This window comes from Pseudomonas sp. Marseille-Q1929 (genome assembly GCF_017316265.1).
In the GTDB taxonomy this organism is placed as follows: Bacteria; Pseudomonadota; Gammaproteobacteria; order Pseudomonadales; family Pseudomonadaceae; genus Aquipseudomonas.
In genome coordinates this window covers 63,455-78,835 of record NZ_JAFLWU010000024.1, presented here as the reverse complement: position 1 = coordinate 78,835, position 15,381 = coordinate 63,455, and the positions used below count along the sequence as shown (strand labels likewise).

The 15,381-nt window shown below is 61.0% G+C and carries 11 protein-coding genes and 1 pseudogene; 8 read left to right on the top strand and 4 right to left on the bottom strand.

Features of this window, described 5'->3' with window-relative positions; genetic code table 11:
• Positions 1-16 precede the first annotated feature (16 nt).
• Positions 17-1,096 carry a 23S rRNA (cytidine(2498)-2'-O)-methyltransferase RlmM gene (gene rlmM, locus J1G37_RS22345; protein WP_207045422.1) on the top strand — a complete coding sequence of 360 codons (1,080 nt, stop codon included), beginning with the start codon at positions 17-19 and terminating at the stop codon, positions 1,094-1,096.
• A 146-nt stretch (positions 1,097-1,242) separates the two neighbouring features.
• The gene (gene tusA, locus J1G37_RS22340) at positions 1,243-1,494 is read left to right on the top strand and encodes a sulfurtransferase TusA (protein WP_207045420.1); all 252 of its coding nucleotides are present in this window, start codon (positions 1,243-1,245) and stop codon (positions 1,492-1,494) included.
• On the opposite strand, the gene J1G37_RS22335 is transcribed toward tusA, so the two are convergent.
• Positions 1,491-2,885, bottom strand: a complete 1,395-nt coding sequence (locus J1G37_RS22335) for an MATE family efflux transporter (protein ID WP_207045417.1) — start codon at positions 2,883-2,885, stop codon at positions 1,491-1,493. The genes tusA and J1G37_RS22335 overlap by 4 nt on opposite strands.
• Before the next feature lie 319 nt (positions 2,886-3,204).
• Here J1G37_RS22335 and pdxB point away from each other — a divergent pair, with 319 nt between their 5' ends.
• Entirely contained in the window at positions 3,205-4,347 is a 1,143-nt protein-coding gene (pdxB, locus tag J1G37_RS22330) for a 4-phosphoerythronate dehydrogenase PdxB (RefSeq protein WP_207045415.1), read from the top strand.
• Between the two features lie 51 nt (positions 4,348-4,398).
• Here pdxB and J1G37_RS22325 read toward each other — a convergent pair whose 3' ends face one another.
• Positions 4,399-4,578: a PA1571 family protein gene (locus tag J1G37_RS22325; RefSeq protein WP_017737326.1), complete on the bottom strand. Its 180-nt coding sequence runs from the start codon at positions 4,576-4,578 to the stop codon at positions 4,399-4,401.
• 255 nt (positions 4,579-4,833) lie between these two features.
• Here J1G37_RS22325 and J1G37_RS22320 point away from each other — a divergent pair, with 255 nt between their 5' ends.
• Positions 4,834-6,600 (top strand): ABC transporter transmembrane domain-containing protein, encoded by a 1,767-nt coding sequence (locus J1G37_RS22320; RefSeq protein WP_207045413.1) that lies wholly within the window; start codon positions 4,834-4,836, stop codon positions 6,598-6,600.
• Between the two features lie 63 nt (positions 6,601-6,663).
• Positions 6,664-7,425 (top strand): annotated as a pseudogene (locus J1G37_RS22315) (Fic family protein); the annotation flags it as partial.
• 70 nt (positions 7,426-7,495) lie between these two features.
• On the opposite strand, the gene J1G37_RS22310 reads toward J1G37_RS22315, so the two are convergent.
• Complete coding sequence (locus J1G37_RS22310) at positions 7,496-9,424, bottom strand: transglycosylase SLT domain-containing protein (protein WP_207045409.1); 1,929 nt, start codon at positions 9,422-9,424, stop codon at positions 7,496-7,498.
• A gap of 213 nt (positions 9,425-9,637) precedes the next feature.
• Between J1G37_RS22310 and J1G37_RS22305 the strand changes: the two genes are divergently transcribed.
• Positions 9,638-11,557 carry an ATP-binding cassette domain-containing protein gene (locus tag J1G37_RS22305; RefSeq protein WP_017737329.1) on the top strand — a complete coding sequence of 640 codons (1,920 nt, stop codon included), beginning with the start codon at positions 9,638-9,640 and terminating at the stop codon, positions 11,555-11,557.
• Positions 11,558-11,742: 185 nt separating this feature from the next.
• Here J1G37_RS22305 and J1G37_RS22300 read toward each other — a convergent pair whose 3' ends face one another.
• A complete protein-coding gene (locus J1G37_RS22300; RefSeq protein ID WP_124528029.1) occupies positions 11,743-12,183 on the bottom strand; it encodes a universal stress protein in 441 nt (146 codons plus the stop codon).
• A 105-nt stretch (positions 12,184-12,288) separates the two neighbouring features.
• Between J1G37_RS22300 and J1G37_RS22295 the strand changes: the two genes are divergently transcribed.
• Positions 12,289-12,726: a hypothetical protein gene (locus J1G37_RS22295; RefSeq protein ID WP_207045407.1), complete on the top strand. Its 438-nt coding sequence runs from the start codon at positions 12,289-12,291 to the stop codon at positions 12,724-12,726.
• 485 nt (positions 12,727-13,211) lie between these two features.
• On the top strand, positions 13,212-15,359 hold the full coding sequence (gene fadB, locus J1G37_RS22290; protein ID WP_124528031.1) for a fatty acid oxidation complex subunit alpha FadB: 2,148 nt from the start codon (positions 13,212-13,214) through the stop codon (positions 15,357-15,359).
• Positions 15,360-15,381 lie beyond the last annotated feature (22 nt).

Below are 15,381 nucleotides of genomic sequence, written 5' to 3'. Positions count from 1 at the left end.
GTTGCCAGGAGAGTTGATGAACACCCTTTTTATGCACTGCCGCCCGGGTTTTGAAGGCGAAGTCTGTTCCGAGATCGCGGAACACGCCGCGCGCCTGAACGTTTCCGGCTACGCCAAGGCCAAGACCGGCAGCGCCTGCGCCGAATTTGTCTGCACCGAAGAAGACGGCGCCCAGCGCCTGATGCACGGCCAGCGTTTTGCCGAGCTGATCTTCCCGCGGCAGTGGGCGCGCGGGGTTTTCATCGACCTGCCGGAAACCGACCGCATCAGCGTGATCCTCGCCCACCTGCGCGAATTCCCGGTGTGCGGCAGCCTGTGGCTGGAGATGGTCGATACCAACGATGGCAAAGAGCTGTCGAACTTCTGCAAAAAATTTGAAGTGCACCTGCGCAAAGCGTTGCTCAACGCCGGCAAGCTGGTGGACGACCCGAGCAAGCCGCGCCTGCTGCTGACTTTCAAGAGCGGCCGCGAAGTGTTCATGGGCCTGGCCGAGTCGAACAACTCGGCGATGTGGCCGATGGGCATCCCGCGCCTCAAATTTCCGCGTGACGCGCCAAGCCGTTCGACCCTCAAGCTGGAAGAGGCCTGGCACCACTTCATTCCCCGCGACCAGTGGGACGAGCGCCTGCACGGCGACATGACTGGCGTCGACCTCGGCGCCGCGCCGGGCGGTTGGACCTGGCAACTGGTCAACCGTGGCATGCTGGTGACCGCCATCGACAACGGCCCCATGGCCGAAAGCCTGATGGACACCGGCCTGGTGCAACACTTGATGGCCGACGGTTTCACCTTCGTGCCCAAGCAGCCGGTGGACTGGATGGTGTGTGACATCGTCGAGAAACCCGCGCGCAACGCGGCGTTGCTGGAAACCTGGATTGGCGAGGGGCATTGCCGTGAGGCGGTGGTGAACCTGAAGCTGCCGATGAAGCAGCGTTATGCTGAAGTGAAGCGTTTGCTGGAACGCATTGAAGAGGGCTTCAAGGCGCGCGGCATTCGGGTGGAGATTGGTTGCAAGCAGCTGTATCACGACCGTGAGGAAGTGACCTGCCATCTGCGCCGCCTGGAAACCGCCAAGAAACCTAGAAAGGCCCACTGATTTCTTGAGGTCATCACAGGACCCATGTGGGAGCGGGCTTGCTCGCGAAAGCGGTATAACTATCGAAATCTATGTTGAATGTGCCCGCGTCTTCGCGAGCAAGCCCGCTCCCACATTTGGAGCGGCGCCCGTTTCAGGAGTGATGTATGGATCAGCCCCTCGATTTGCCCGTAGACGCTGTGCTCGACGCCACCGGCCTCAACTGCCCCGAGCCGGTGATGATGCTGCACCAGCACATCCGCGACCTGCCGCCCGGTGGCTTGCTCAAGGTGATCGCGACCGATCCGTCGACCCGTCGCGATATTCCCAAGTTCTGCGTGTTCCTTGACCACGAACTGGTGGATCAGCAGGAACAGGCCGGTACGTACCTGTACTGGATCCGCAAGAAGTCCGCTTAACCCACGGCCTTGGCCGCGCGAATGCGTCGGCGTGCACTGCGCGCCAGGCGCACCAGCAACATCCCCGCCGCACAGCTCAGGCCGACGATCAGGCCCTGCCACAAACCGCTCGGGCCGCTTGGCGCGCCGAGCCAGTCGGTGAGCCCCAGCGCATAGCCGACCGGCAGCCCGACGCCCCAATAGGCAAACAGCGTCAACACCATGGTCACCCGGGTGTCCTGGTAGCCGCGCAGTGCGCCGGCCGCCGTGACCTGGATCGAGTCGGAAAACTGGAACAGCGCGGAAAATACGATCAGCGTCGATGCCAGGTGAATCACGATCGGGTCCGGGGTATAGATCGCCGCAATCTGCTCGCGAAACACCAGCATCAGGCTGCACGACAGGCAGGCGTAGGCCAGCGCGGTGCCCATGCCGACGCCGGCGGCAAAGCGTGCCTCACGCGGCTCGCCGCGGCCCAGGGCCTGGCCGACGCGCACGGTGACAGCCATGCTCAAAGAGTAGGGGATCATGAACACCAGCGAGCTGACGTTCAGGGCGATTTGATGGCCAGACACCACGGTGGCCCCGAGGCTGCCCAGTAGCAGCGCAATCACCGCAAAAATGCTTGATTCGGCAAAGATCGCGATGCCAATCGGCAGGCCGATACCCAGTACACGCTTGATCACCGTCCATTGCGGCCAGTCGAAGCGCTTGAACAGTTCGCTGCTCTGGTAGGCCGGCCCGAAGCGTGTCCATACGGCCAGGCCAATCGCCATCGCCCACATCGAAATGGCCGTGGCCCAGCCGCAGCCTGCGCCGCCCATGGCCGGCAGGCCGAGGTGACCGTAGATGAAGATGTAGTTCATCGGAATATTCAGCGCCAGGCCGAACAGCCCCATGACCATGCTCGGCCGTGTGCGGCCCAGGCCATCGCTGAAACAGCGCAGCACGTAGTACAGCGCGATGGCCGGCATCCCAGCGGCGATACCGTGCAGGTAGCCCATGGACGGCTCGATCAGGTCCGCTTCGACCTTCATGGCGTGCAGGATCGGTTCGGCGCACAACAGCAACAGCGCGCCCATGATTCCGACCACCACTGCCAGCCACAGCGACTGACGTACCAACGGTCCGATTTCGCTGAAGTGGCCGGCGCCGAAACGCTGGGCGACTTTCGGCGTAGTGGCCAGCAGGGTGCCGGACATCAGCAAGTACACCGGAATCCAGATCGAATTACCCAGGCCCACCGCCGCCAAATCCTGGGGGCTGACACGCCCGGCCATCACCGCATCGACAAAGCTCATCGCGGTGGTGGCCAACTGGCCGATCATGATCGGCAGGGCGAGCGTCAGCAGGTCGCGCACTTCCCGGCTGATGCGGGCGGGGCGGGTGAGGGCGGCGGTGGCAGTGTTCACGTACGGGTGTCCAGGAATAAAGGGAGGCGCAAGGACGGCGGATTCTACGCCTTGACGTGATGGTCAGGAAAAATCCTGTGTTGGGGATTTGTAAGCGCCCTTCCAAACACCGCAAGTTCACTGTGGCAACTGACACACCCTCAATCCCCTGTGGGAGCTGGCTTGCCTGCGATTGCGGTGGATCAGTCAATAGTGTGGTGACTGTCAGACCGCTATCGCAGGCAAGCCAGCTCCCACAACAGCCCGTTCATCCCAGTGGATCTGCGCTGGAACACAGATCGCAAGCCTGTACACTGCGGGTCCGCGAAAGGAGCCTGCCATGTTGATTGTTGCCGACGAAAATATTCCGCTGCTCGACGCCTTCTTCGAAGGGTTTGGCGAGATCCGCCGCGTGCCCGGCCGTGCCATCGACCGTGCCACGGTCGAGCAGGCCGATGTGCTGCTGGTGCGCTCGGTGACCAACGTCAACCGCGCGCTCCTGGAAGGCACGCCGGTTAAGTTTGTCGGCACCTGCACCATCGGCACCGATCACCTTGACCTGGAATACTTCAAGCAGGCCGGCATCCAGTGGTCCAGCGCCCCTGGCTGCAATGCACGGGGCGTGGTGGACTACGTGCTGGGCAGCCTGCAAACCCTGGCCGAGATCGAAGGTGCCGACCTCAATCAGCGCACTTACGGCGTTGTCGGTGCCGGTGAAGTCGGCGGGCGGCTGGTCAAGGTGCTCAAGGGCCTGGGCTGGAACGTGCTGGTATGCGATCCGCCCCGGCAGAGCACCGAAGGGGGCGATTACGTCAGCCTGGAACAGATCATCGCGCAGTGCGATGTGATCAGCCTGCACACGCCGCTGACCAAGTCCGGCAGTGGCTCCACCTGGCACCTGTTCGACCGCCAGCGCCTCGACCAGCTCAAGCCCGGCACCTGGCTGATCAACGCCAGCCGTGGCCCGGTGGTGGACAACGCTGCCCTGCGCGAAGTGTTGCTGGCGCGCGAAGACCTGCAAGCAGTGCTGGATGTGTGGGAGGGCGAGCCTGAAGTGGACGTCGATCTGGCTGACCTGTGCGTGCTGGCCACGCCCCATATCGCCGGTTACAGCCTGGAAGGCCGCCAGCGCGGTACGGCGCAGATTTATCAGGCGTTCTGTGCGCATCTGGGCCAGACGCCGAGCATTCAACTGAGTGACCTGCTGCCGCCGCTGTGGCTGGCCGAGGTGCATCTGAATGCCGAAACCGATCCGGCCTGGGCGCTGGCGACGTTGTGCCGCAGTGTGTACGACCCACGCCGCGATGATGCGGATTTCCGCCGCAGCCTTGTAGGCACCGTGGAAGAGCAGCGCAAGGCCTTTGACCTGCTGCGCAAGCATTACCCGGCGCGTCGCGAGATCGATGGCTTGAAGGTGCGCATCAATGGGGAGTCTGCGGCGCTGGCAAGTATCGTATCGGCCTTGGGCGCGACGGTAATTTGATCCCATAAAAAACCCGGCCACCAGGGCCGGGTCAGAAAGAGCTTGGGCGCTTCAGCCTTGCTTGGCAGGCGTGACCAGTCGCTGTTCCAGCTCGCGGCACGCTTGCTGGATCATGTCTTCGGTAATCGGCACTTCGCGGCCTTGGGCATCGATGATCGAGCAACCCAGGTTGGCCTGATGCGCTGTGCGGACGACTTCTACTTTGTCAGTGCTGCTAGTGTGCAAGGTCATGGCCTGTCTCCTCATCAGGTTGTGTACCTACTCTAATTCCCCCGCGTGACCGCGCTGTTACAACTCCTTGCAAGATCACCGGTTCGAACACCCAGTCCACCAGAAACCGCTACAAATTTCCAGCCGGGCATTAGACCGATAGCCTCTAGGGGCCCATATCGGCGGGCATAATTAACCTGACTCATTGTTATTTACCCAAGTTCCCCCAATGTTGCTGTGTAGATACCTATCCTCCTTGCGCAGGTGAAGCCCTCCATGTTCTCGATCCGTCAACGCCGTGCGATTCGCCTGGCCAGCCGCTTTATTGCGCCCTATCGCTGGCAGGCGTTGGGTGCCTTGCTGGCGCTGATTGTCACGGCGGGCATTACCTTGTCCATGGGGCAGGGCATCCGCCTGCTGGTGGACCAGGGCTTCATGACCCAGTCGCCGCACCTGCTCAACCAGTCCATCGGCCTGTTCATGCTGCTGGTGCTGGGCCTGGCCGTGGGTACGTTTGCGCGGTTCTACCTGGTGTCGTGGATCGGCGAGCGGGTGGTGGCGGACATCCGGCGCCAGGTGTTCAACCACCTGATCTACCTGCACCCCGGCTTCTACGAGAACAACCGCAGCTCGGAAATCCAGTCGCGGCTGACCACCGACACCACGTTGCTGCAATCGGTGATCGGCTCTTCGCTGTCGCTGTTCCTGCGCAATGCCTTGATGGTGATTGGCGGCATCGTGTTGCTGTTTGTCACCAATCCCAAGCTCACCAGCATCGTGGTGGTGGCGTTGCCGCTGGTGTTGGCACCGATCCTGATCTTCGGCCGCCGCGTGCGCAGCCTGTCGCGCCAGAGCCAGGACCGCATCGCGGACGTGGGCAGCTACGTGTCCGAGACCCTCGGCCAGATCAAGACCGTGCAGGCCTACAACCACCAGGTTCAGGACGAACAGCGCTTCGCCGTGACCGTGGAAGAGGCGTTTACCACGGCGCGCAAGCGCATCCTCCAACGCGCGTGGCTGATTACCCTGGTGATCATGCTGGTGCTGGGCGCAGTGGGCGTGATGCTGTGGGTCGGCGGCATGGACGTGATCAATGGGCGGATTTCCGGCGGTGAGCTGGCGGCGTTCGTGTTCTACAGCCTGATCGTCGGCAGCGCCGTCGGCACCCTCAGCGAGGTGCTGGGCGAGTTGCAGCGCGCCGCCGGTGCGGCCGAGCGCATCGGTGAGTTGTTGCAGTCGAGCAACGAAATTCAGGCGCCGGCCACCGGCACGGTGCAACTGCCGGAGCGGGTCAGCGGCCGCATGGAGCTGCAAGACCTGCGCTTTTCCTACCCGTCGCGGCCCGACAGCTACGCCATCGACGGCTTGAATCTGACGATCAATCCCGGTGAAACCCTGGCCCTGGTCGGCCCGTCCGGCGCGGGCAAATCGACCATCTTCGATCTGTTGCTGCGTTTCTATGACCCCCAGCACGGCAGAATCCTGATCGAAGGCCAGCCGTTGACCGAGCTGGACCCCATGGACCTGCGCCGTCACTTCGCCCTGGTGTCCCAAAGCCCGGCGCTGTTTTTCGGCAGCGTCGAAGAGAACATCCGCTACGGCAACCCGTCTGCCACCCAGGAACAGGTCGAAGCCGCCGCGCGCATTGCCCACGCCCACGATTTCATCCTGCAAATGCCCGACGGCTACCAGACCCACCTGGGCGACGGTGGCATGGGCCTGTCCGGCGGCCAGCGCCAACGCCTGGCCATCGCCCGCGCCTTGCTGGTAGATGCGCCGATCCTGCTGCTCGACGAAGCCACCAGCGCGCTGGATGCGCAGAGCGAACATTTGATCCAGCAAGCGCTGCCGCAACTGATGCAAGGGCGTACCACGCTGGTGATCGCCCATCGACTGGCGACGGTGAAGAACGCCGACCGGATTGCGGTAATGGACCAGGGCAAGCTGGTGGCGGTGGGCACGCACCAGCAGTTGATTGCGAGCAATCCGTTGTATGCGCGGTTGGCGGCGTTGCAGTTCAGTGATGGGGAGGAGGTGGATTGAAGCTGCGCGGAGCCAGGGCCTTAGGGCATCATGTGGTCTTTCGTGATTGAACTGGATGAGGACATGAGCCGCTATCAACCTCCGTTGACCCTGACGACAAAGATACTGGCGCTGGTAGGCGATATCAGTGAGCAGATCGGTCAACTTTCAGTCGGTGACGACAATCGTCAGACGCCTCAACTCCGGCGGGGCAATCGCATTCGCACGATTCAAGCCTCGCTGGCCATCGAGAACAATACGCTTAGCATTGAGCAAGTGACTGCTGTTCTGGACGGTAAGCGAGTATTGGGCTTGCCTCGTGAAATCCAGGAAGTGCGCAATGCGTTTGCTGCATACGAGGCTATGCCGCAATGGGTACCGAGTGATCGAGCAGATCTGTTGCAGGCTCACGAGCTGCTGATGTACGGATTGATCGACGATGCCGGTCGATATCGCCAGGCGGGTGTTGGCATCTATCGCGGTGAACAATTGGTGCATATGGCGCCACCTCCAAGCCGTGTATCACATTTGGTGGATGACTTGCTGAACTGGCTGTCTGCCTCAGATTGGCATCCCCTGATTGCAAGTTGCGTGTTTCATTACGAGTTCGAATTTATCCACCCCTTTGCGGACGGCAACGGGCGGATGGGGCGTCTATGGCAAACCTTGATCTTGAGCCAATGGCGCCCCGTATTGGCTTACTTGCCCGTCGAGGCGGTTGTTCGGCAGCAGCAGGATGCCTATTACGCAGCGCTATCGGCCGCTGACCAACAGGCAGAAGCAACGCCTTTCGTCGAGTTCATGTTGCAGGCCCTGAGCCTTGCTCTGGCTGAGGCTGCGCAGAGCGGCCGGCCGGCGATTCCATAAAAAATGCCCGCATCTCTCAATGCGGGCATTTTCATTTCTGCGTTACGCCTTACTGATCATCAAAATAACGTTCATGCCAATCCACCAACGGTTGTGGTGAGTTGAGCTTCTGCCCGTAGATCACCGAATAAGACAGCACGTTCTGCACATACTGGCGGGTTTCGTCGAAGGGGATGCTTTCTACCCATACGTCGAAACTCAGGTGGTCGGCGCCGCGCAGCCATTGGCGCACGCGGCCGGGGCCGGCGTTGTAGGCGGCGGAGGCGAGCACGCGGTTGCCGTTGAACTGGCTGTGCACCTGGCTCAGGTAGGCGGCGCCGAGCTGGATGTTTTTGTCCGGGTCGAGCACCTGGGCTGGGGAGGCCAGGGGGATGCTGAACTTGCGTGCGGTTTCTTTGGCGGTGCCGGGCATCAGTTGCATCAGGCCGCTGGCGCCGACGCCGGAGCGGGCGTCGTCCATGAAGGCGCTTTCCTGGCGGGTGATGGCAAACACCCAGCTCGAATGCAGGCCCCGCACCTTGGCTTCGCGCACCAGGGTGTCGCGGTGGGCCATCGGGAAGCGGATGTCCAGGTCGTCCCAGTATTGCGCCTGGCTGATGGTGCGGATCGCCGGGAAGTACCACTTCATGTCGTAGGCCAGCTTGGCCTGGGCGACCATTTCATCGCGGTTGAAGTGGCGGCTGACGTGGTACCACTCGCGGCGGCCATCGACGATCTGGCCACGGGCGTAGAACTCCAGGGCACGGCGTACGCCTGGGGTGTTGCGCACTTTGTTGACCAGCGCCTGGCTCATCACCAGCGGTCGGTTGGTCAATTGGTACGGGGATTTGGAGCGGTCGGCGGCGAGGAATCCGTAGAAATCCCGTTCCTTGGCCACGTTTTTATACAGTACCAGCGCTTGCGGGTTTTTTGGCTCGGCCAGTTCCAGACTGCGGGCCTGCCAGTAGCGCCAGCGGTTGGTGGTCGCCAGATCCTGTGGGAGCTTGCGGGTGAGCTGGTAGGCATCTTCCCAGCGCGCCAGGCGCAACAACAGGCGCAGGCGCCATTCGGACACGGTGTTGTCGCGCAGTTCCGGGTCGTACTGGGTCATTACGTCAAGGGCGCGCGGGTCGTAGCGACGGGCCAGGGTCAGGCCGATCTCGCGGGCGATCGACACTTTTTCGTCACGGGAGAAGTGCATGCTGCTGGCGTAGCCGTCGAGCAGGCCCATGGCCTTGTCCGGGTCCTGGCGCGCCAGGCGGCGCAGGCCCAGGCCTACGGCGTCAGACATGGCCTCGTTGACCGGCCGGAAGCGCGACGGGTCGCCGAGCATGTCGGGCTTTTGCGCCACGTCCACCATCAGGCGGCCTTGGGCGCCCAGGGTGGGCAGGGTTTTCACCAGGCTGTTGGCCAGCGCGTAGTTGCGCGCTTCGGCGGCGAGCTTGGCGCGGTCCCAGATCTTCTGCTCGGTGAGTTGGCCATCGGCGGCCCATTGGGCAAAGGTGGCATCACAGGCGGCAGGCTGGGACTTGCCGGTCAGCCAGAGCTTTTCGGTGGTCTTGTAGCCTTCGGCCTTCAGATTATGGGTGAGCTGGAACTGGCCGTGCAGGCAGTCCAGCTCGACGAAATTGAGCTTGGGGTCGTAGTACTTTTCAAAGGTCTGCCAGTCGCCACGGTCGGCCAGCCAGCGCAACCAACGCAACTTCATCCAGTTGGCCTGGGGCAGGTCGCCGTTTTTGGCGAGGAACTGCTCGATTTCCTCGTTGCTCGCGGTTTTCAGGCGCGCGGTCAACTCGTCATAGGCCAGGTACGGCGTCAGCGGGTAGTCGGCCAGTGCCTGGCTGTATTGCATGTATGGGCCGGAATCACCCTTGGCCAGGGCGCGTTTGGCTTCATCGTAATACTGGCGTTGGGTGGTGAGGTCCACGGCCTGGGCAGATTGTGCGGCAGTGGCGGAAAGAAGCAGACAAGATAAAAAGTTGAAAAGGCGACTGCGCATGAGACGTCCGTGCAGAGAAATCACGAATAGCGCCGGCGCGGCCGACACTGATTGCCCCTAGCTTAGCCTTTTGCTCGACGCGGGCGAAAGCTTTGCCGGCCGGTTCGTTCAGGTTGCCCGGAAATGTCCTACAGAACGTGTCTATTGAGAAAATGCCGGCCGCATCCCACCCCTAAGTCAGGTAGAATGCGCGCCCAGTTTTTGGAGAAGCGTATGACCCTGCTCAAATTCAGCGATGTGTCCCTTGCTTTCGGCGCTATGCCGTTGTTGGACAAGGTGTCCTGGCAGATCGCCCGTGGTGAGCGGGTGTGCATCATCGGCCGCAACGGCACCGGCAAGTCCAGCATGATGAAGCTGGTTAAAGGCGACCAGAAGCCCGATGACGGCTCTGTCTGGCGCGCCCCAGGCCTCAAGATCGGCGAATTGCCGCAAGAATTGCCGGTGGCCGACGGACGGACAGTATTCGACGTGGTTGCCGAAGGCCTCGACGGCGTCGGTGAGTTGCTGGCTCAGTATCATCATCTTGCGCAGAACTGCGTCACCGAAGACGACCTGAACAAGCTGATGCATGTCCAGCAAGACCTCGAAGCCCGTGACGGCTGGCGTTTGCAGCAACTGGTCGACAGCACCCTGAGCCGCCTGCAACTGCCGGCCGACAAGACCCTCGCCGAGTTGTCCGGTGGCTGGCGTCGTCGCGTGCTGCTGGCCCAGGCGCTGGTGTCCGAGCCGGACCTGCTGCTGCTCGACGAACCGACCAACCACCTGGACATCGGCGCGATTGCCTGGCTGGAAGAAGCCCTCAAGGAATTCCAGGGCGCCGTGCTGTTCATCACGCACGACCGGTCCTTCCTGCAAAACCTGGCCACGCGCATCCTCGAACTGGACCGTGGCGGCCTGATCGACTGGAACGGCGACTACGCCAGCTTCCTGGTGCACAAGGAAGCCACGCTGGCGGCTGAAGAAACCGCCAACGCCCTGTTCGACAAAAAGCTGGCCCAGGAAGAAGTCTGGATCCGCCAGGGCATCAAGGCCCGTCGCACCCGTAACGAAGGCCGCGTACGCGCCCTGAAAGCCCTGCGTGTCGAGCGCAGCGAGCGTCGTGAGCGCACCGGCAAGGCCAATATCCAGCTGGATACCGCCGACAAGTCGGGCAAGCAGGTGATGGTGCTGGAGAACGTCAGTTTCCATCACCCGAACGGTCCGTTCCTGATCAAGGACTTCTCGATGGTCCTGCAGCGCGGCGACCGTATCGGCCTGCTCGGCGCCAACGGCACCGGCAAGACCACCTTGCTCAAGCTGATGCTCAACGGCCTGCAGCCGACCAGCGGCACTGTGGAAGAGGGCACGCGCATCGACGTGGCCTATTTCGACCAGTTGCGCCACCAGTTGGACCTGGAAAAAACCGTGATCGACAACGTCGCCGAAGGCCGCGACTTTATCGACATCGACGGCCAGAGCCGCCATGTGCTCAGCTACCTGGGCGACTTCCTGTTCAGCCCGCAACGTGCGCGCACGCCGGTGAAAGCCTTGTCCGGTGGTGAGCGTGCGCGCCTGCTGCTGGCCAAGCTGTTCAGCAAACCGGCCAACCTGCTGGTGCTCGACGAACCGACCAACGACCTCGACGTGGAAACCCTCGAGCTGCTGGAAGAGGTCCTGCTGACCTTCAACGGCACTGTACTGATGGTCAGTCACGACCGGGCATTCCTCGACAACGTGGTCACCAGCACCCTGGTCTTCGAAGGTGAAGGCAAGGTGCGTGAATACGTCGGTGGTTACCAGGACTGGCTGCGCCAAGGCGGCTCGCCGCGCCTGCTGGGCGTGACCGAGAGTAAGTCCGGCAAGGCCGACTTGAACTCGGCGGTGGTCACTCCGGTGGCGGCTGCTGAGCCGGCTGTCGAAGCTGCACCGGCTGCCAAGAAGAAACTGAGCTACAAGCTGCAGCGTGAGCTGGAAGCCTTGCCGGGTGATATCGAGGCCAAGGAACAGCAGATCGCGGCGGTTGAAGCGGACATGGCTGACGCGGGTTTCTACCTGCGTCCGGCGGCTGAGACGGCCAAGGTCATTGCTTCCCTGGAGACGTTGAACCAGGAGCTGGAAGTGCTGGTTGAGCGTTGGGCTGAGTTGGATGCCTGAGTGATCTTGCTGCACTAAAAAGCCCGGCGTTCATTCCTATGAGCGCCGGGCTTTTTATATGAAATGCGATCAAAAAATGTGGGAGCTGGCTTGCCTGCGATAGCGGTGTATCAGTCGCCAAATGCATCAACTGACAGATTGCTATCGCGGGCAAGCCCGCTCCCACAGGTTGATCTCGGTAGGGCTTAAGGTGCTTTGACCAGCTTGACGGCCAGCACATCACACGGCGCGCCGTGCAGCACATCATTGGCGGTGGAACCCAGCAACAACGCCAAACCATGACGGCCATGGCTGCCGACCACGATCAGGTCGCAGGCCTTTTCCTTGGCCAGGTGGTGGATTTCCTGGCGCGGTTGGCCGTAGGTCAGGTGGCAGTCTTCCTTTTTCAAGTGCGGGTATTTGAGAATCAAACGGTCAAGGCGCTCCTTGGCCTGGTCGAATTGTTGTTGCTGCAACTGGGAAAGGTCCATCGGCACATCGCCGCCAAAAGCCATGGCCATAGGCTCGACGATATGCACCAGCGAGAGTATGGCGCCATTGGCCAATGCAGATTCCTGTGCGCGCTTGATCACTGGATCGCACTCTTCGGTCAGATCGACAGCGACCAGAATATGTTGGTAGGGCATGAGGCGTTCCTCCAAGGGACTGCAATAAATTCAGTATGGCTGCTTTCAAGCGGATGGGGTTGCGTCAGATCAAATCCGCTCATCTAGAAATTCGGGAGTACACATATGACGGTCTGGATAGTGGTGTCAATCCTTGTGGTGGTGTTGAGCCCTCTGGCATGGCTGCGTCCGTCGCGCCATCAGAGCGGGCGCATGGCCCTGCGCATGGAGGCGCGCCGCATAGGCCTGGCCATGCAGTTGTCGCCCCAAGAGTGGCCGCACTGGCTCAAGCAGGAACCGCCGAGCCCCTGTGCGCAGTACTGTCGGCCACGGCGGGGCAGCACGCCGGCGCTCTGGAGCTACTGGCAGTTGGAACCGGGGGTGTGGGTCAACCAATGGCGTGAAGCCTGCGTCGATGAGAAGTTGTTGCCGTATTTTTCAAAGCTGCCGGACAACGTCTACAAGATCGAGGCCGACAAGCAGATGATCGCCTTGTATTGGGGCGAGAAGGGCGAGGCGAGTGTGTTGCAGGACATCGACACGCTGCTCAAGGCCCTGGCCTGATAAACAACAGGCAATAAAAAGCCCGACATCATCATCGGGCTGGAGTTGGCCAGGCAGGCCGGTAATTTCGTGTCTCTCGCGTCGGATATTCATCCAGACGCTTTACGGTTGCGGCTAGCCTAGCCGCATATCCCGTTCTGTACAGCCCTTTTCCAGAACTTTTCTATTATTGATTTCATGAATATTTAAATATTGACGAGGCGCGTGCCTGTGGATCGGGTTCTGAAATGACTGGAAAGTCGCGTTTTTCCTAGCCTTTCGAGCGATTGACAATTGCCCGGAATTGGATGAAGGTGGCGTACCCAAATCAAACGGGCGTATGAATTGAGCGTTTGTCTGTCAGACCGCTCATACAGAACCCCGACTATCGCATTGGCGGGTGTGCCTGGCGGATTGGCCTGAACGTTGACGAAAACCTCAATGTCCAACCAATAGGCCAGCGTCCAATGTGTACTGTTCAGCGTCCATATCGTGGAGATCAGTTGATGATTTACGAAGGTAAAGCCATCACGGTTAAGGCTCTTGAAAGTGGCATCGTCGAATTGAAATTCGACCTCAAGGGTGAGTCCGTCAACAAGTTCAACCGTCTAACCCTGAATGAATTGCGTCAGGCCGTAGACACCATCAAAGCAGATGCTTCGGTCAAGGGTGTGATCGTTTCCAGCGGCAAGGACGTGTTTATCGTCGGCGCGGACATCACCGAATTCGTCGACAACTTCAAGCTGCCCGATGCCGAGCTGGTGGCTGGCAACCTCGAAGCCAACAAGATTTTCAGCGATTTCGAAGACCTCAACGTTCCGACCGTTGCCGCGATCAACGGCATTGCGTTGGGCGGCGGCCTGGAAATGTGCCTGGCAGCGGACTTCCGCGTCATGTCGGCCACGGCCAAGATCGGCCTGCCTGAAGTCAAACTGGGCATCTACCCAGGCTTTGGCGGCACCGTCCGTCTTCCGCGCATCATCGGTGCCGACAACGCCATCGAGTGGATCGCCGCCGGCAAGGAAAACCGTGCTGAAGACGCGCTGAAAGTCGGTGCCGTCGATGCCGTGGTTGCCCCGGACAAGCTGGCCGAAGCCGCGCTGAACCTGATCAAGGGCGCCATCAGCGGCGAATTTGACTACAAGGCCAAGCGTCAGCCGAAGCTGGAAAAGCTCAAGCTCAACGCCATCGAACAAATGATGTCGTTCGAAACCGCCAAAGGTTTCGTGGCTGGCCAGGCCGGCCCGAACTACCCGGCGCCGGTTGAAGCGATCAAGACCATCCAGAAGGCAGCGAACTTCGGTCGCGACAAAGCCCTGGAAGTGGAAGCGGCAGGCTTCGTCAAACTGGCGAAAACCTCGGCAGCCCAGAGCCTGATCGGCTTGTTCTTGAACGATCAGGAACTGAAGAAAAAGGCCAAGGCCTACGACGAAATAGCTCGCGACGTGAAACAGGCTGCCGTACTCGGTGCCGGTATCATGGGCGGCGGCATCGCCTATCAGTCGGCGTCCAAGGGCACGCCGATCCTGATGAAAGACATCAACGAGCACGGTATCGAGCAAGGCCTGGCGGAAGCCGCCAAGCTGCTGGTCGGTCGTGTGGACAAAGGTCGCATGACCGCAGCGAAGATGGCTGAAGTGCTTAACGGCATTCGTCCTACGCTGTCCTACGGCGATTTCGGCCACGTCGACCTGGTGGTCGAAGCGGTTGTCGAGAACCCGAAGGTCAAGCAGGCGGTACTGGCTGAAGTCGAAGGCCACGTGAAGGAAGACACCATCCTGGCGTCGAACACCTCGACCATTTCCATCTCGCTGCTGGCCAAGGCCCTCAAGCGTCCGGAAAACTTCGTCGGCATGCACTTCTTCAACCCGGTGCACATGATGCCGCTGGTGGAAGTGATCCGTGGCGAGAAGTCCAGCGAGCTGGCCGTCGCCACCACCGTTGCCTACGCGAAGAAAATGGGCAAGAACCCGATCGTGGTCAATGACTGCCCGGGCTTCCTGGTCAACCGTGTGCTGTTCCCGTACTTCGGCGGTTTCGCCAAGCTGGTCAGCGCCGGTGTGGACTTCGTACGCATCGACAAAGTCATGGAAAAATTCGGCTGGCCAATGGGCCCGGCGTACCTGATGGACGTGGTCGGCATCGACACCGGCCATCATGGTCGCGACGTAATGGCTGAAGGCTTCCCGGACCGCATGAAAGACGACCGCCGCTCGGCGATCGACGCGCTCTACGAGGCCAAGCGCCTGGGCCAGAAGAACGGCAAGGGCTTCTATGCCTACGAGGCTGACAAGAAGGGCAAGCAGAAGAAAGTGGCCGATCCATCGGTTCACGAAGTACTCGCGCCTGTCATCTATGAGCAGCGTGAGGTGTCGGACGAAGACATCATCAACTGGATGATGATCGCCCTGTGCCTGGAAACCGTGCGTTGCCTGGAAGACGGCATCGTAGAAACCGCCGCCGAAGCCGATATGGGCCTGGTGTACGGTATTGGTTTCCCTCCATTCCGTGGTGGTGCGCTGCGTTACATCGACTCGATCGGTGTGGCCGAGTTCGTTGCCCTGGCTGATCAATACGCTGATTTGGGCCCGCTGTACCACCCGACCGCGAAGCTGCGTGAAATGGCCAAGAACGGCCAGAGCTTCTTCGGTTAAGCGCCCAAACGACTAGAGCGAG